This window comes from Curtobacterium phoenicis, assembly GCF_047238015.1.
Taxonomy (GTDB): domain Bacteria; phylum Actinomycetota; class Actinomycetes; order Actinomycetales; family Microbacteriaceae; genus Curtobacterium.
Genome location: NZ_JBDFLZ010000002.1, coordinates 2,060,623 through 2,076,198 on the forward strand (window position 1 = coordinate 2,060,623; position 15,576 = coordinate 2,076,198).

Consider the following 15,576-nt stretch of genomic DNA (forward strand, 5'->3'; position numbering starts at 1 on the left):
GCGGGCCGAGGCGCATGCGTGCGGTGGCATGGACCGGTCGGCGGTGGGAGTAGCGTGCCGCAGGTGAACATCCCCGCACTCCGAGGCAGCCGGATCATCGGGTTCGGCCACCACCAGCCCTCGCGCATCCTGACCAACGACGAGCTCTCGACCATGGTCGACACGAACGACGAGTGGATCACGACCCGCACCGGGATCAAGACGCGGCACATCGCCGGGCCCGACGACACCGTCACCTCGATGGCCGTGGAGGCGGGGCGTGCCGCACTCGCCGACTCCGGGGTCGACCCCGCCGAGGTCGGGCTCGTGGTCGTCGCCTCCACCACGCACCAGGACCGCGCGCCGTACACCGCCGGTCGTGTCGCGGCGGAGCTCGGGCTGTCCGGACGGGCAGCGCCGATCGACATCAACACGGCGTGCAGCGGCTTCGAGTACGCGATGGGCATCGCGGACCAGGCCGTGCGCACCGGTTCCGCCGACACCGCGCTCGTGATCGGGTCCGAGGAGCTTCTCGGGGATCGTCGACTGGGAGGACCGTTCGACCTGCGTGCTCGTCGGCGACGGTGCCGGCGCAGCAGTGGTCGGCGTCTCCGACGAACCACGGATCGGGCCGGTGTCGTGGGGGAGCGTGCCGCACCTGCAGCAGGCCGTCCGCGTGTCCGGTGACCCCGAGCGGTTCTCGCAGGAGGGACGGTCGATCTACCGATGGGCCATCACGGAGGCTGCCGACCACGCCCGCGCCGTCGTCGCCGCCGCCGGGCTGACGATCGACGACATCGAGGTGTTCGCGTTCCACCAGGCGAACCTCCGGATCATCGAACCCCTCGTCGAGGCGCTCGGCGGGTCGCCCAGCTACGTGGTCCGCGACGTCGTCGAGTCGGGCAACACGTCGGCGGCGAGTGTGCCGCTCGGGCTGTCGAAGGCGTGGTCCCGCGGGGAACTGCCCGAGGGTGTGCCCGCGCTGCTCTTCGGCTTCGGCGGCGGGTTCGCGCACGCGGGGCAGGTCGTGACGACGCCGGTGCGCCGGAGCTGAGTCTGACGCGCGGCGCGGCGCGGCGCGGCGTGGCGGTGCGCCCGGGCCGACGCCCTGACTCGCGGCGCGGTTCGGTGCGGTGAGGTGCGGCCGACGCCCTGACGCGCGGTGCGCTGCGGTGGGGCGCGGTGCGTCGGGGCCGACGCCCTGACTTGCGGCGCGGCGCGTCGGGGCCGACGCGCTGCGTCCGGGCCGACGCCCTGACGTGCGGCGCGGTACGTCGGGGCCGACGCGCTGCGCACCCAGGTTCTGGCTCCCGGGCCGCGCCGTGCGAATCCGGTCGGTCGTGGCGACGCTACGACGTTCGGTCGGCCGGGTTCGGGTCCGGCGTCTCCGCCCAGAGGTCCTTGTCTGCCTTCCGTCGGCGCCACGGCAGCGCCCCGCGGCTCTGACCGCCCTGGCCGCGGTCCTTCGACGCACGCGCAGGCGTGGGGTCGAGCACGATCGGGAACTGCGACGGCGGCATCCCGAACCCGGTCCGCGACGCCTGGATGACCTTCCGGCCGAGCGCGTGGTTCCCGAGCCCACCCACTGCGGCTCCGATCCCGAACGGCAGTGCGCGACCGACGATCGTGGAACCCTGTCGGGCTGCGAACCGCCGGACGAACTGGTCCCGTACCTGACCGCCGATGCCGGAGACGACCTGCTTCGGCAGCGATGCCGTGACCATCTCGCCCCAGAAGGCCGTCCGCGCCTGGCCCCCGGCCGCCTGACCGGCGAGTTGTTTGATGAGTTGCGTCCCCGGCGTGCCGAGGATGAGAGCCATCACGAGGGTGCGTGCGCGCTCCGGGTCGTCCAGCGCGATCCCGTGCACCTCGGTCACCGACTGCGCGAACAGCGCGGTCGTCTCGAGGAATCCGACCGTCTCCGCGCCGCTCAACCCCAGTGCGGCAGCCATCCCGACACCGGGGATGACCGCGCTCGCACCGACCGCCGCTCCACCCGACGTGACCGCCGTGAGGTACTGCCGCTCCAGGATCTGGATGATCTCCGCCGGGGTGGCGTCCGGGTGGCGTCGACGGAGCCGGTTGACGTGCGCGACCACGATGGGGCGCTGGACGCTGAGCACGCGGTCCAGCCACTTCACCCAGCCGGTGCCGGTGTCCACACGCTTGCGGTCGCCGTCGAGTGCGTGCTGTTCGACCGGGGCGACCGGCATCGGGATGATCGCCTGGTCCTTCTGCTGTCGGGCCATGCACCAGACCGTACGCCGCGCCCATGGGAGCGATCCGGCCGATCAGCGGCACGGGACACCCGCTCGGCGGAGGGCGTCGCGGATCCGCTCGGGGTGCAGCAGGTCCCGCCACGTGAACCGGAGGACGAAGCGCACCTCGGGGAAGGACCGCACGAAGTCCTCGCGCCGCTTCTCCTTCCAGTGCGCATCGGCCGTCGTCTCGCCGTCGAGCATCGTCGGGTCTTCGTACTTGGCGCGCCCGTCGACCTCGACAACCACGCCCTGCTCGGGGAACCAGAAGTCGACGACCGCCGGAGCTGCACCCGGGCGGCGGAACTCGTACTGCTGGACAGGCTCGGGGGTACCGAGTTGCCGGAACCGTACGCGGCAGACCGACTCCGCGGGCGAGCCGGACAGCGCAGACCCCCGCTCGACGATACTCCTCGCCTTGGTGCTGCCGACGGCGAGCCGCTCGACCTCGTGAACGAGCAGCTGCGGAGTCGCCTGCCCCGTGCGGAGGACGTGGTCGACGGCCGGCTGGGCGACGACCTCCGCGCGCCGGGCGGCAAGATCGACAGCCGTCCGTGCACCGTCGGTCACCCGGAGGCCGAGCACGTGCTCCGTCTTCCGGATTCGGCGCCGTCGGACACCGTGTCGGACGAAGTGCGACGTCACGCGGCTCGTGCTGGTCGTGTCGTCCGCGAGGTGGACGCGAGTGGGCCAATCGGCGACGACCGGGATGCCGAGGAGCGCGCACGCCGACTCGTGCGAGACGACGGACGGCTCTGAGATGCGTGGAGCGTTCGCTCGTACGACGACGACGTGGCGCTCCTCCGGCCACAGACCGTCGAGCGCGCCGGTCCGGACGAGGACGCCTGGTCGGATCCGTTGCAGACGACCTCGAGCAGCGTCGCGTTCGACGGCTCGGCGTTCAGCACTCGTGAGACCGCGGGTCCGGATCAATTCGACGTCCAGTGCTCGTTGCATGCACCCACCGTCGCGTGATCAGCATCGTCGCTCCGGCCTGGCCGGAGAATGCGTGGAATACGCAGCATCGGCGGGCATCGGTGCAGGAATCGTCCGGCGCTCGGTGTCTCCCTACCGCGACGACACGCTCGACGATCGACACGTGTTTCGTCGCCTCATGCGCGTGCATCGGATTCGGGTGCATGTTTCGACGTGGTCCTCGTCGAACGACGCGTGCGGTGTCGAAACGCGCGCGTTTCGTGGACCTGGCCGACCCGACCCGACCGACCCGACCGACCCGACCGACCGACCGACCCGACCGACCCGACCCGACCGACCGACCCGACCGACCCGACCGACCCGACCCGACCCGACCGACCCGACCGACCGACCCGACCCGACCCGACCGACCCGACCGACCGACCCGACCCGACCCGACCGACCCGACCCGACCCGACCCGACCGACGCGGGCGCCTACCGGCGAGCGAGCTCCGCGCGCAGCGGGAAGTCCTGGTCCTCGAGGATGAGTTGGGCGCCGACCGACGTGCGGGCGTTCACCACGACGGGGGCGAGCAGGTTGACCGTCGTGGCCTCCGCCGCCGGGTTCGCGACGACGAGGAGCATCGCGTCCTCGGGCGCGGTCAGCCCGAGCACGTCGACCTGCTCGGTGGAGAGCACCGGGGCGTACGCGGGCAGGTGCACCGCGGCGTCGAGCAGGAACAGGCGCGAGCCGTCCCCGACCAGGGTGAACAGCCCCTCGGAGCCGTCGACCGCGGTCAGCGTGAAGGCCGACCCGGTCAGTCCGAACGGCGGGACGGGGAAGGTCAGGTCGATGCTCATCGGAGGTAGTCCATCAGGGTCGGCTGCAGCACCTTCGCGGTCACGGCGAGTGCTGCCTGGTAGTTGGTCTGCTGCACCTGGAGGTCGAGCACGGCCTTCGCGAGGTCCTTGTCCTCGACGTCCGAGCGGCGCCCCTCGAGGGCGACGGACGCGGTCTTGAGCGTGTCCTGCGCGGTCAACGCGGCGGCGTGCCGGACACCGACGTCGGCCTGCGCACCCCGCACGGTGTCGATCGCACCGTCCACGTCGTTGAGCCTCGGGTTCACGTTCACGCCGTTCTGCAGGTCGGACACGATCGAGTCGATCACCGAGAACACCGACGTCGACCCGGAGCCGAACACGGCTGATCCGGGGGTGTCGACCCGGACGGTGGCGTCGTCACCGGTGCGGCGCGAGACGGCGGTGCCGGCAGTGGCGAAGCCGGTCGCGGGGTCGTACGCGGTCGCGGCGGTCGACGAACCCGCGAAGACGTTCCGCGTGCCGTACGTCGTGTTCGCGCGCGCCTCGAGGTCCGACTTCAGGGCCCGGAACTCGGTGATGAACGCATCGCGGTCGGTGTCGCTCATGGTGCCGGAGTTCGCGGCCTGCACGGTGAGGTCGCGCACGCTGTTCAGCACCGAGTACACCGAGGTCAGCGCGCTGTCGGTCGTCGCGAGCCAGCCGACCGCGTCGTCCGCGTTCCGGGCGTACTGCGCGTTCGCGGCCTGCTCCTTGCGCACCTGCATCGACGTACCGGTCCCGACCGGGTCGTCGGACGGCCGCGAGATGTTCTTGAGCGTGGTCGCCTGGTCGGTCAACTGCGCGACCTTGGCGGCGCCCGCCTGGAGTCGCGCGCTGGCGGCGGCCATCGACATCTGGGTGGTCACCCGGGTGATCATGTTCAGCTCCTGCCGACGAGGCCGACGCGGTTGATGATGGTGTCGAGCATCTCGTCGACGGCGGTCAGGACGCGCGCGGCGCCCTGGTACGCGTGCTGGTAGCTCAGCAGGTTGACGTTCTCCTCGTCGAGGTCCACACCGGCACCCGACTGCTGCTGCGTGCGTGCGCTGGTCAGGGCGAGTCCGGTGAGTGTCGATTCCGACGCGGCCGACCGGGAGGCACTGCCCACCCCCGTCACGAACGTCGCCCACGCGGCGTCCGGGCCGTCGGTCGCCGCCCCGAGTCGCGAGAGCGCGTCGGCGAACGAGTCGTCGAGTTCTCCCGCCGCGTTCCGCGTCGCCAGGCCGGTCGCGTCCGTGGGGACGACGGACAGACCCTGCGCGGCGGACACCCCGGTCGCGATCGCGAAGAAGGCGTGGCCGGTCATGCCGTCCGCCGTCGAGCCGGTCTCGTGCACGGCGTTCACGACGGCCGCGAGCTTCGTCGCGACGGCGTCGTACGACGCCGACGCCTGTGCGAGTGCACCTCCGGTGCCCTGGGCATCCGCGGGCGCCAGGAGCGACAGCGCGCCGCCGATCGACCCGCCGGACAGCGACACGGCACCTGCCTGTCCGGAGGTCCAGGTCAGGGTCACGGGGGCGCCGTCGCGCAGCGCCGTCGCGCCGCCGAGGGCGAGGGAACGCGCATCGGTGCCCTGGACGATCGGGTTGCCGGCGATGAGGACGTCCGCGGTGCCGTCGGCGTTCGTCCGGACCGTGCCGCCCGCGAGCGACGCGATCTGCTCGGTGAGCTGGTCGCGCTGGTCGAGCAGTTCGTTCGCGTTGCCACCGGCAGCCAGCGCCGAGCGGATCCGCCCGTTGAGGTCGGCCACCTGCTTCGCGGCGTCGTTGAGTTGCGTCACCTGCGCCGCGACGGTGGATCGGACCTGCGACCACTGCTGGTCGAGGGCCTTCGAACCGCTCGACAGCGTCGACGCGACGGTGTTCGCGGCGCCGAGGAGCGTGCTCGCGGCGCCGGGGTCGTCCGGGTGCGCCGCGACCTGGCCCCAGGCCGACCAGAACGCGTCGAGCCCGGCGGAGAGACCGTCCTTGCCGGGTTCCCGCAGCCCGGTCTCGAGCGCGCTCAGTGCGGTGGCGCGGGCATCGGCGTACGCGGAGGAGCCGGCGGCGACGCGGACCCCTGCGTCGAGCGTGAGCGACCCGAGTCGGGCGATGCCGTCGACCGAGACGCCCTGCCCTGCGAGGGCCGCCGTGCCCCGCATGAAGCCGGTCTGTGCCGCGGGGATCGACGACTGCGTCACGCGCTGCCTCGTGTACCCGGTGGTCCCGGCGTTCGCGATGTTCTGCCCGGTGATGTCGATGCCGGCGCGGGCCGCGGCCAGGCCCGAGTACGCGGTGGCGAGGGAACCGAAGGTGCTGACCACGACTACAGGTTCCCCTCGAAGAGCCGTGCCCCGTCGGCGCCGGAGCCGCTCGTGCCGCTCGCGTCGTACGTCGCGGGGGCGCCGACCGAGCCGGCGAGGGTCTCCTCGGTCGCGTGGGCCGCGGCACGGAGGAAGCGGTCGTTCTCGTCGCGGAGCGCACCGATCTGCGTCGTCAGCTCCACCATCGCGGTGAGGTGCGCAGCGAGGATCTCGCCCCACGGGCCGTTCGGTGCGGCGGCGACGACGTCGCGCAGGGGAGCGTCGGCGGCGACGCCCCACTCCTCGGCGACCTCGGCGCTCGACGCGGCCCGCTCGAGTCCGGTGCTGCGCAGCCGCTCGAGCACCTGCTCGACCTCACGGCTGGCGTGCGACACCCAGCGAGAGCGCCCGGCGGCGAGCAGGAGCTGCTCCTCCTCGAGCTTGAACGTGAGCAGTTCGAGCAGTTCACGTTCGCGCCACAGTACGGCGGACAGGTCGTTCACGCTCATCAGCTCCTCCCGGTGGTGGTTCGGTCCGTCATCCTGCGGACACCGGGAACTATCGGTCCGCCGCGTGCGGACGTAAGCGCCGTGCGGTCGTGAGCGCAGACGCGCCGCGGTGCGAGGCGACGCGACCGACGGGGCGGCGTACCCCGGGCCTCCCGTCCGGACCGTGATCGGGGGACAGAACGGAGCGTTCCGGGCCCGGTGTCCTCCCAAATGCCGACCCGTGTGCACGGGGGTCACCCCCGCACTGGGTACGGATGAGGGCCTGTTCAGTGCCCTCCCAGCCGATACATTCAGAACGCACCCCGGGGGACAGACCCGGCACGCGTCGCAGGGACGCGGAGGTGCTCGCCCGGAGGGACCCGGGCGGTCTTCGACGTACGTTCCGGCCTGCCGAGGCCGGTGTCCGTCGTGCCCACCGACGGGCGACCCACGGACGGGACTTCAGGTCGATCAGGGGACAGCAGCATGGACCGCACCGAACGCAACACGATGATCGTCGAGCACCTCCCGCTCGTCGGCTACATCGTCGCCGACGTCCGAGCACGCGCGACCCACCTCGACCGGGACGACCTCGCCGCCGTCGGGTCCCTCGCCCTCGTCGCCGCCGCCGATGCGTTCGACCCGACCCTCGGCGTCCCGTTCGGTGCCTACGCCAGGACCCGCATCACCGGCGCGATCGCCGACGACATGCGCTCCGCCGACTGGGCGTCCCGCGGCACCCGGAAGCGCATCCGCGAGACCCTCGCCACGCAGGAGGCACTGTCCGCCCGGCTCGGCCGCTCCGTCGGCGTGCAGGAGATCGCCGACGCGATGGGCGTCGACCGACAGACCGCCGCGGACGCCATGAGCGACGCCGGCCGCACCGTCACCGCCATCGACGAGACCGTCCACGACGTCATCGCCGCCGACATCGCGCTCCCGGGGGACGACCTCCTCGAGTCCGAGAAGCGTCGCTACCTCCGCGCCGCCGTCGAGGCGCTGCCGGAGCGGATGCGCTTCATCGTCGAGCAGGTCTACTTCGGCGACCGCTCGGTCACTGACGTCGCCGCCGAGCTCGGCATCACGCACTCCGCGGTGTCGCAGCAGCGCTCCGAGGCGATGCGCCTGCTCCGCGACGGTCTCGCGACGCACTACGGGGACGGCGGGGCCGCGCCCGGGCCGGCCTCCCGGACCACCGCCGCTCGCCGCAGCGCCTACCTCGCGAAGGTGGCCGCGAACGCCGCCGCCGGGGTGGCCCGCGCCGTGCACGACGCCGCCGCGGCGCCGGTGCCCGCGGCGGGGTAGAGGTCCCGCCGGAGTTTTTCCGGACGGGCACTAACGACTCGACGCCGCCGGCCGAGAGTCACCCGTGTCAGCCCATGGACGGGCAGACACACCGAACCCAAGGATTCACGGAGGAAACCACCATGGGTATGTCCATCAACACCAACCTCTCGGCACTCAACACGTACCGGAACCTCAACGCGACGCAGAACGACCTGTCGAAGTCCCTCAAGAAGCTCTCGTCGGGTCTCCGCATCAACCGTGCTGCCGACGACGCTGCCGGTCTGTCGATCTCCGAGGGGCTGAAGTCCCAGGTCGGTGGCCTCACGGTCGCCGCCCGCAACGCCCAGGACGGCATCTCGGTCGTGCAGACGGCGGAAGGCGGTCTCACCGAGACGCACGCCATCCTCCAGCGCGTCCGTGACCTCGCCGTGCAGGCGGGCAACGACTCGAACAACGCGGACTCGCGCACCGCGATCTCGACCGAGGTGACGCAGCTCAGCGCCGAACTCGGCCGGATCGCCGACTCGACGAACTTCAACGGCATCAACCTGCTCGACGGCACCGCCGGCACCGCAGGTGACGGCAAGCTGAACTTCCAGGTCGGCGCGAACGGCGACGCCGCGAGCCAGATCACCGTCGACCTGTCGGGTGCGAACGTGAAGACGGTCTCGACCGCCGTCGCCGCGCTCAAGTTCGACTCCGCGGCCGACGCGCAGGCGTCGATCACCGCGATCGACGCGCAGATCAAGGACGTCTCGTCCGCTCGTTCGAACATCGGTGCCATCCAGAACCGCTTCGACCACGCCATCAACGTGACGAACGTGGCCAAGGAGAACCTCACCGCGGCGGGCTCCCGCATCACGGACGTCGACATGGCGGAGGAGATGGTCAAGTACACGCGCGACAACATCCTCAGCCAGGCCGGCACCTCGATGCTCGCCCAGGCGAACCAGAGCACGCAGGGTGTGCTCTCGCTGCTCCGCTAGTGAACCCCGCGGCGTCCACCGGCAGAGTTCAGGCATGCCGGTGGACGCCGCACCCCCTCTGAGTCCCGTACGAGTCCGTCGGAAGGAGCGCACGTGTCGTCCGTGTCCTCGGCGTCGTCGCTCGCGATCGACGGCCTGGTCAGTGGCCTCAAGACCACCGACCTCATCAACTCCCTGATGTCGATCGAGCAGGTCCCGCAGACGCTGCTCAAGAACAAGGTCACGTCGACCAACTCGTTCATCTCGTCGCTGCAGACGATCAACGGGCTCGTCCAGACCTTGGCCACCAAGGCGTCCGACGCCGCGAAGGCCACCTCGCTCGACGTCTTCGCCGCCACTTCCTCGTCGCCGTCGGTCACCACGACGACGGGCACCGGCGCCTCGGCCGGCTCCGTGTCGTTCACCGTCGGCTCCACCGCGACCGCGCAGGTCGGGGTCACCGCCGCGATGTCGACCTGGCCGGCGGATCCGGGCCCGGTGACGATCGTCGGCTCCGACGGCACGAAGACCACCGTCACCCCGGCGTCGGGTTCGCTCGACGACACCGTGTCCGCGGTGAACAAGTCCGGGGCGGGCGTCACGGCGACGAAGGTCGCCGCCGGCACCGCCGCCGACGGGACGAAGCTGTACCGTCTCCAGTTCACGGCGTCGACGACCGGTGCGGCGGGCGCGTTCAGCGTGTACCGCGGCTCCGGTGCCGACGTCGACGCCGGGACCGCGACGGACGTGCTCGCCGGGACGGGAGCGGCCGTCGTCACGCCCGCGAAGGACGCGAGCGTCACCCTGTGGGCGGGGACCGCCGCCGCACAGACCGTCACCAGCGCGTCGAACACGCTCACCGACCTGCTGCCGGGGCTCAGCGTCACCGTCAGCCAGGTGACGACGGACCCCGTCACCGTGACCGTCGCGCAGGACACCACGAAGGCCCAGGCGGTCGCGTCCGGGTTGGTCGACGCGCTCAACGCCGTCACGAGCTACTACGGGTCGAACACGTCCGTCACCAGCACGACCAGCCCGACCACCGGCACGACGACGACGACCGCGGGCGTCCTGCTCGGTGACGCGACCACCCGCTCGGCGGTGCAGGCCCTCAGCTCCGCGATGTCCGCCCCGGTGAACGGGAGGTCGCCGTCGTCGATCGGCATCGTCGTGACGAAGGACGGTGACTTCACGTTCGACGCCGACGCCTTCCAGAAGGCCCTCGCCGCGGACCCCGCGGGCACCCAGGCGATGCTGTCCGGGATCGCGGCCACGGTGGGCGCGGCCGCCACGGCGGCGTCCGACAAGTACGACGGCTCGATCACCTCGACGATCTCCGGTCAGCAGTCGGTCGTGAAGGACCTCAACACCCAGATCGACAGCTGGACCGACCGCCTGACCATGCGCCGCGCAACCCTGCAGACGCAGTACGCGGCGCTCGAGACCAGCCTCAGCAAGCTCCAGTCCCAGTCCAGTTGGCTCTCCGGCCAGCTCGCCGGACTGTCGAGCTCGAGCTCCTGACGGGAACGACCATGACCTACGACCTCCAGGCCGCCGCCTTCCGGCAGGCAGCGCAGCCGCGCACCGTGACCGACCAGCGTCGCGCCCAGTACACGAACGAGGCCGTGCTCTCGGCGACGCCGGCCCAGCTCGTCACGATGCTCTACGACCGGCTCCTGCTCGACCTGCACCGCGCCGAGGCCGCCCAGACCGGCTCCGATTGGGAAGCCGCGCGCGAGCAGCTCCTGCACGCGCAGGCCATCGTCGGCGAACTGTCCTCGACCCTGCGCATCGACGCGTGGGACGGTGGCGAGGGCCTCCTCGCGATCTACAACTACGCGAGCACCTCGCTCATCACGGCGAACGTGCACCGCGACGTGCAGGCGACGCGCGACTGCATCCGCATCCTCGAGCCGCTCCGGCAGGCCTGGCACGACGCGGCAGCGTCGCTCCCGGCGGCCTCCGCCGCGCCGGTCGTCGGACACGCGGCGGGCGGAGCGCTCGGTGTCGCCTGACGCGGACGCCCAGCGGGCCGACTGGGAGGCACTGCTCACCTCCCTGGAACAGGACCTCGACACGCAGGTGGCCGGGGCGGCAGCCGGACCCGCTGCCGGACCGCTGGCGTCGGCGTGGACCGAACCGGCCGGGCTGGGACCGGTGCCGCGCGACCTGGTGGGTCGTGCCTCCCGGCTGCTGGCCGCGCAGCGGGACCGGGTGAGCGCACTGGAGGCCGAGCGCGCCGCCGTCCTGGAACACCTCGGTGCCCTGCGCGCGGTGGACGCGACGCGCGAGCCGCGCGGCGCGGTCTACCTCGACGCCTCCGCGTAGGCGGTCCTCCTCCACACGAAACGCGCGCGTTCCGACGTCACACGTGTCGAACGAGTCGTGTTCCGTCGCGCGCAGCGCATGCGTGCGTGTGCGCGTGCATGGAGCGACGTCGCACGTGTCGAACGACGGGCGGGACGTCGGAACGCGCGCGTTTCGTGGACCACGGCGCGAGCGACGTCGCACGCGTCGAACGACGGGCGGGACGTCGGAACGCGCGCGTTTCGTGGACCCCGGACCCGCACCACCCCCGTTCGGGGCGACGCCTAACGCGCCGGCGCACGGCGGCCGACAGGCCCGTACGAGCACGGATCGCTCGCCCAACCGGCCACGGATCGGCCACCGCACATCGACGACGTCGCAGGGACGCGTCGATCCGAAGGGGACGGTCCAACTGTGTTCGATTCCGTGACGAGCGCCGCGCTGCAGAGCGCCCTCGACGGCCTGTCGATGCGCCAGCGGGTGATCGCGAACAACGTCGCGAACATCAACACGCCGAACTACCACGCCGAGAAGGTGCAGTTCGAGGACGCCCTCGCGAAGTCGATCGTCGACGGCAACGGTGCGGCGACCCCCACGGTGGCGCGCAGCCTGGAGCCGACGAACACCAACGGCAACAACGTGAACCTCGACGAGGAGACCCTCTCGAACGTCGACACGGTGCTCCGGTACCAGTTCGCGACCCAGGCGATGAACGCCGAGCTGACCAGCGTCCGTGCGGCGATGCGGACGAACTCGTGACCACGTTCGACGCGATCGGCATCGCGAGCACCGGCATGACCGTGCACCGGAAGTGGCTCGACGCGATCTCGGACAACATCGCGAACGTCAACACGGTGCGGTCCATGGACGACTCCGCATTCCAGGCCCGCTACGTCGAGGTCCAGGAGGGTGCCGGCGTCTCCGGCGCCTACGTCAAGGGTGCGGCGTTCGGCAGCGCCGCCGGACGGGTGACGTACGACCCGGACAACCCACTCGCGAACGCCGAGGGCTACGTCCGCATGCCGGACATCGACCTCGGGACGCAGATGGCGGACCTCATCATGGCCCAGCGCGGCTACCAGGCGAACGCCGCCGTGGTCGACCGTGCCAAGACCGCCTACGAGGCGGCACTGCAGATCGGGAAGAACTGATGCCCATCGACGCCGTGAACGGTGTGACCACCAACGCGATGACCCGTGCCTTCGCCGACGCGACCGACGCCGCGACCGGTGCCGGTGCCGTCGGCGGGAGCGGGGTCGGGGCGACCGCCGCCACCGGGACGTCCGGCGACGGCTTCGCCGCGAGCCTCGGGAACGCGGTCGACGGCCTCCAGCAGCTGCAGAGCGACTCGAAGACCCTCGCGCTCAAGGCCGTCACCGGCAACCTCGACGACATCCACGACGCCACCATCGCCGCGACCCGTGCGCAGGTCACGCTCGAGCTCGTGGCGGCCGTCCGCAACAAGGGCGTCGACGCCTTCAACGAGATCATGAGGATGCAGGCCTGATGCCCGTCGCCGTCAAGAACGTCTGGGCGCGCCTCGCCGCCTACGTCAAGGGGTTCAGCGCCGCCCAGCGCACCATCGCGATCCTCGTCGTCGCCGCGCTCGTGCTCGGCGGGATCGCACTCGCGAGCTGGCTCGGCAAGGCGTCCTACGCCCCGCTCTTCACCGGCCTCGCCGCTGCGGACGCCGCGAGCGTCACCGACCAGCTCACCACCGACGGCGTGCCGTACCAGCTCACCGACGGCGGCGCGACGATCCTCGTGCCGCAGGGCTCGGTGTACTCCGAGCGGCTCAAGGCGGCGGCGAACGGTCTGCCGTCGTCGAACGAGGGCGGCTACTCGCTCCTCGACCAGATGGGCGTGACGAGCTCCGAGTTCCAGCAGAATGTGACGTACAAGCGCGCGATCGAGGGCGAGCTGGCGAAGACGATCCAGGCGATGGACGGCGTGCAGACCGCGTCGGTGCAGCTCGCGATCCCGGAGAAGACCGTGTTCGTCTCCGAGGAGAAGGACCCGACCGCGTCGGTGTTCATCGCGACGAAGAACGGCGCGCAGCTCAGCTCCGACCAGGTGCAGGCGATCGTGCACCTGACGAGCGCAGCGGTCGAGGGCATGCAGCCCACCGACGTGTCGGTCGTCGACTCGAAGGGGCAGACCCTCTCCGCGGTCGGCACGGGCGCAGCGGGCAGCGGGAGCGACCAGGCGGCCGACTACGACCAGGCCACCAGCAAGAAGATCCAGGACCTGCTCGACACGACGCTCGGCGCGGGGAACGCGACGGTCGTCGTGTCCGCGACGATGAACCAGAACACGGGCACGAAGACCTCCGAGTCGTACGCCGCGCCGACGAGCGGCCCGGTCGCCCTGAACGAGTCGAGCACGACCGAGCAGTACGGCGCCGGCTCGGGTGCGGGCGGCGCGGGGGCGACCGGCGTCCTCGGCCCGGACAACATCGCGGTCCCGAACGGCACCGCGAGCAGCGGCACCGGCAACGACTACAAGAACGAGTCCGCGACGAAGAACAACGCCGTCGACCACACCACCGAGACGACGCAGATCCCGGCCGGGGCGTTGGAGAACCAGTCGATCTCCGTCGCGCTGAACTCGAAGGCCGCGAGCGTGCAGAACGCGAACCTGCAGAGCATCAACGACCTCGTCTCCCGGGCCGCCGGCGTCGACACGAACCGCGGGGACAAGGTCGCCGTGGCGATGATGGACTTCGACACGACCGCAGCCGCGCAGGCCGCCGCCGCGCTCAAGGCGCAGCAGCAGGCCGATCAGCAGGCCTCGCTCTGGGCGACGATCCGGACCGCCGGCATCGTGATCGGCAGCCTCCTCGCCCTCATCGCGATCATGTGGGTCATCGCACGCCGCGCCCGACGCCAGGAGCGCGAGGCCGTCGACCTCGGCGAGCTCGACGCGTTCGCGGGGGAGACGTTCCAGCTGCCCCTCGCGGTCGACGAGCCCGACGCGCTCCGCGCCGGCGACGCCCCGACCGTCGCGCTGCCGACCCTGCCCGTCGACGACGCGCCGACCGAGCTCCTCACCACCGAGGACATCAGCGCCGAGCGTCGCCGCCAGGAGATCCAGTCCCTCGCCGAGCGGGACCCGAAGCGGACCGCTGAACTCCTCCGCGGCCTGCTCGACGACCGGGCGTCGGTGTGAGCGCCCTCGTCCCGAGCCCCGGCGGACCCGGCGGCAGCGGCGTGAGCGGGGGCGACCGTCCGCTGACCGGCGCGCAGAAGGTCGCGCTCATCCTCATGCAGATGGAGACCGACCGCGCCGCCGAGGTGATGAAGCAGTTCACCGAGCTCGAGGCCGAGGAGATCTCCGCCGAGATCGTGCGGATGCGCCGTGTCGACGACGCCGTCGTCGACCGCACGATGACCGAGTTCCACCGCATGACCCAGAGCGGCCGCATGCAGAAGCGCGGCGGCAAGGAGACCGCGATGGGGCTCCTCGAGGCCTCGTTCGGGGCCGAGCGCGCCGCCGGTGTCATGGACCGGCTGGCGTCGAACCTCGCCGGGCAGTCGTTCGACTTCCTCGACGACGCCGAGCCCGGCCAGGTCGTCACCCTGCTCGAGGGCGAACTGCCGCAGACCATCGCGCTCGTCCTCGCCCACCTGGGGCCCGGGCAGGCGAGCGCCGTGCTGGCCGGGGTCGACGAGCGCGCCCGGACCGACGTCGCCCAGGCGTTCGCCACGATGGGGTCTGCCACCCCGGAGGCCGTCGGGATCGTCGCCGGGGTGCTCCGGCAGCGCGCCGGCGCCGTGGTGTCGCCCCGCGAGAGCGTCGAGGTCGTCGGTGGCATCGCGCCGCTCGTCGAGATCATCAACCGGTCCGACGTCGCGACCGAGAAGGCGGTGCTCGACGGCCTCGAGGCCCGCGACCCGGAGCTCGCCGAGGACATCCGATCCCGGATGCTCACCTTCGAGGACATCGTCAAGCTCGAGGCGCGCGACATCCAGCAGGTGCTCCGCGGCATCGATTCGAAGATCCTCGCGACCGCGATGAAGGGTGCCGCCGGACCGGTCGTGGAGACCATCCGCGCCAACGTCTCCGAGCGCAACCGCGAGCTCCTCGACGACGAGCTGCAGGCGATGGGGCCGATCCGCGTGTCGCAGGTCGAGGAGGCCCGAGCCGAGGTCGTCCGCTCCGTCCGCGAACTCGAGGCCCAGGGCGTCATCACCGTCCACCGCGCCGAGGAGGACGAGCTCGTTGACTGACCAGA

18 protein-coding genes are annotated in these 15,576 nt (G+C 71.6%); 12 read left to right on the forward strand and 6 right to left on the reverse strand.

Going from position 1 to position 15,576, the window contains the following annotated elements:
• Nucleotides 1-63 precede the first annotated feature (63 nt).
• Together ABC270_RS09975 and ABC270_RS09980 are read left to right on the forward strand one after the other, a co-directional pair.
• Nucleotides 64-666: a thiolase family protein gene (locus ABC270_RS09975; protein WP_412880645.1), complete on the forward strand. Its 603-nt coding sequence runs from the start codon at nucleotides 64-66 to the stop codon at nucleotides 664-666.
• Nucleotides 548-1,033 (forward strand): 3-oxoacyl-[acyl-carrier-protein] synthase III C-terminal domain-containing protein, encoded by a 486-nt coding sequence (locus tag ABC270_RS09980; RefSeq protein WP_412880646.1) that lies wholly within the window; start codon nucleotides 548-550, stop codon nucleotides 1,031-1,033. The genes ABC270_RS09975 and ABC270_RS09980 overlap by 119 nt, the downstream gene beginning before the upstream one ends.
• A 295-nt stretch (nucleotides 1,034-1,328) precedes the next feature.
• On the opposite strand, the gene ABC270_RS09985 is transcribed toward ABC270_RS09980, so the two are convergent.
• The 6 genes from ABC270_RS09985 to ABC270_RS10010 form a co-directional block, all read right to left on the reverse strand.
• Nucleotides 1,329-2,228 (reverse strand): hypothetical protein, encoded by a 900-nt coding sequence (locus tag ABC270_RS09985; protein WP_412880647.1) that lies wholly within the window; start codon nucleotides 2,226-2,228, stop codon nucleotides 1,329-1,331.
• Nucleotides 2,229-2,270: 42 nt separating this feature from the next.
• The gene (locus ABC270_RS09990) at nucleotides 2,271-3,194 is read right to left on the reverse strand and encodes a hypothetical protein (RefSeq protein ID WP_412880648.1); all 924 of its coding nucleotides are present in this window, start codon (nucleotides 3,192-3,194) and stop codon (nucleotides 2,271-2,273) included.
• A 454-nt stretch (nucleotides 3,195-3,648) separates the two neighbouring features.
• Nucleotides 3,649-4,014, reverse strand: a complete 366-nt coding sequence (gene fliW, locus ABC270_RS09995) for a flagellar assembly protein FliW (protein ID WP_412880649.1) — start codon at nucleotides 4,012-4,014, stop codon at nucleotides 3,649-3,651.
• Nucleotides 4,011-4,892, reverse strand: a complete 882-nt coding sequence (gene flgL / locus ABC270_RS10000) for a flagellar hook-associated protein FlgL (RefSeq protein WP_412880650.1) — start codon at nucleotides 4,890-4,892, stop codon at nucleotides 4,011-4,013. The genes fliW and flgL overlap by 4 nt, the downstream gene beginning before the upstream one ends.
• Before the next feature lie 2 nt (nucleotides 4,893-4,894).
• Nucleotides 4,895-6,316 (reverse strand): flagellar hook-associated protein FlgK, encoded by a 1,422-nt coding sequence (flgK, locus tag ABC270_RS10005; protein WP_412880651.1) that lies wholly within the window; start codon nucleotides 6,314-6,316, stop codon nucleotides 4,895-4,897.
• A 2-nt stretch (nucleotides 6,317-6,318) separates the two neighbouring features.
• Nucleotides 6,319-6,804: a flagellar protein FlgN gene (locus ABC270_RS10010; RefSeq protein WP_412880652.1), complete on the reverse strand. Its 486-nt coding sequence runs from the start codon at nucleotides 6,802-6,804 to the stop codon at nucleotides 6,319-6,321.
• A gap of 465 nt (nucleotides 6,805-7,269) precedes the next feature.
• Between ABC270_RS10010 and ABC270_RS10015 the strand changes: the two genes are divergently transcribed.
• The 10 genes from ABC270_RS10015 (at nucleotide 7,270) to fliG (ending at nucleotide 15,571) form a co-directional block, all read left to right on the forward strand.
• Nucleotides 7,270-8,088, forward strand: a complete 819-nt coding sequence (locus tag ABC270_RS10015) for a sigma-70 family RNA polymerase sigma factor (RefSeq protein ID WP_412880653.1) — start codon at nucleotides 7,270-7,272, stop codon at nucleotides 8,086-8,088.
• Between the two features lie 122 nt (nucleotides 8,089-8,210).
• Nucleotides 8,211-9,056 carry a flagellin N-terminal helical domain-containing protein gene (locus ABC270_RS10020; RefSeq protein ID WP_412880654.1) on the forward strand — a complete coding sequence of 282 codons (846 nt, stop codon included), beginning with the start codon at nucleotides 8,211-8,213 and terminating at the stop codon, nucleotides 9,054-9,056.
• Between the two features lie 93 nt (nucleotides 9,057-9,149).
• Nucleotides 9,150-10,556, forward strand: a complete 1,407-nt coding sequence (gene fliD, locus ABC270_RS10025) for a flagellar filament capping protein FliD (protein WP_412880655.1) — start codon at nucleotides 9,150-9,152, stop codon at nucleotides 10,554-10,556.
• An 11-nt stretch (nucleotides 10,557-10,567) separates the two neighbouring features.
• On the forward strand, nucleotides 10,568-11,050 hold the full coding sequence (gene fliS / locus ABC270_RS10030) for a flagellar export chaperone FliS (RefSeq protein WP_412880656.1): 483 nt from the start codon (nucleotides 10,568-10,570) through the stop codon (nucleotides 11,048-11,050).
• Nucleotides 11,040-11,363 (forward strand): hypothetical protein, encoded by a 324-nt coding sequence (locus tag ABC270_RS10035; protein WP_412880657.1) that lies wholly within the window; start codon nucleotides 11,040-11,042, stop codon nucleotides 11,361-11,363. Before fliS ends, ABC270_RS10035 begins: the two co-directional genes overlap by 11 nt.
• 393 nt (nucleotides 11,364-11,756) lie before the next feature.
• Nucleotides 11,757-12,101: a flagellar basal body rod protein FlgB gene (locus ABC270_RS10040; RefSeq protein WP_412880658.1), complete on the forward strand. Its 345-nt coding sequence runs from the start codon at nucleotides 11,757-11,759 to the stop codon at nucleotides 12,099-12,101.
• On the forward strand, nucleotides 12,098-12,493 hold the full coding sequence (locus tag ABC270_RS10045; RefSeq protein WP_096899330.1) for a flagellar basal body rod protein FlgC: 396 nt from the start codon (nucleotides 12,098-12,100) through the stop codon (nucleotides 12,491-12,493). The genes ABC270_RS10040 and ABC270_RS10045 overlap by 4 nt, the downstream gene beginning before the upstream one ends.
• Nucleotides 12,493-12,849, forward strand: coding sequence for a flagellar hook-basal body complex protein FliE (gene fliE / locus ABC270_RS10050; protein WP_412880659.1), 357 nt, complete (start codon nucleotides 12,493-12,495; stop codon nucleotides 12,847-12,849). Before ABC270_RS10045 ends, fliE begins: the two co-directional genes overlap by 1 nt.
• Nucleotides 12,849-14,510 carry a flagellar basal-body MS-ring/collar protein FliF gene (fliF, locus tag ABC270_RS10055; protein ID WP_412880660.1) on the forward strand — a complete coding sequence of 554 codons (1,662 nt, stop codon included), beginning with the start codon at nucleotides 12,849-12,851 and terminating at the stop codon, nucleotides 14,508-14,510. Before fliE ends, fliF begins: the two co-directional genes overlap by 1 nt.
• A complete protein-coding gene (gene fliG / locus ABC270_RS10060) occupies nucleotides 14,507-15,571 on the forward strand; it encodes a flagellar motor switch protein FliG (RefSeq protein ID WP_412880661.1) in 1,065 nt (354 codons plus the stop codon). Before fliF ends, fliG begins: the two co-directional genes overlap by 4 nt.
• The last annotated feature ends 5 nt before the right edge of the window (nucleotides 15,572-15,576 follow it).

Bases quoted from the DNA above. Each gene is read 5' to 3' on its own strand.
- ABC270_RS10010 (WP_412880652.1), bottom strand. From the start codon at position 6,804: ATGAGCGTGAACGACCTGTCCGCCGTACTGTGGCGCGAACGTGAACTG.
- fliW (WP_412880649.1), bottom strand. From the start codon at position 4,014: ATGAGCATCGACCTGACCTTCCCCGTCCCGCCGTTCGGACTGACCGGG.
- fliE (WP_412880659.1), top strand. From the start codon at position 12,493: ATGCCCATCGACGCCGTGAACGGTGTGACCACCAACGCGATGACCCGT.
- fliS (WP_412880656.1), top strand. From the start codon at position 10,568: ATGACCTACGACCTCCAGGCCGCCGCCTTCCGGCAGGCAGCGCAGCCG.
- ABC270_RS10015 (WP_412880653.1), top strand. From the start codon at position 7,270: ATGGACCGCACCGAACGCAACACGATGATCGTCGAGCACCTCCCGCTC.
- fliF (WP_412880660.1), top strand. From the start codon at position 12,849: ATGCCCGTCGCCGTCAAGAACGTCTGGGCGCGCCTCGCCGCCTACGTC.
- ABC270_RS10020 (WP_412880654.1), top strand. From the start codon at position 8,211: ATGGGTATGTCCATCAACACCAACCTCTCGGCACTCAACACGTACCGG.
- ABC270_RS09985 (WP_412880647.1), bottom strand. From the start codon at position 2,228: ATGGCCCGACAGCAGAAGGACCAGGCGATCATCCCGATGCCGGTCGCC.
- ABC270_RS09990 (WP_412880648.1), bottom strand. From the start codon at position 3,194: ATGCAACGAGCACTGGACGTCGAATTGATCCGGACCCGCGGTCTCACG.
- flgL (WP_412880650.1), bottom strand. From the start codon at position 4,892: ATGATCACCCGGGTGACCACCCAGATGTCGATGGCCGCCGCCAGCGCG.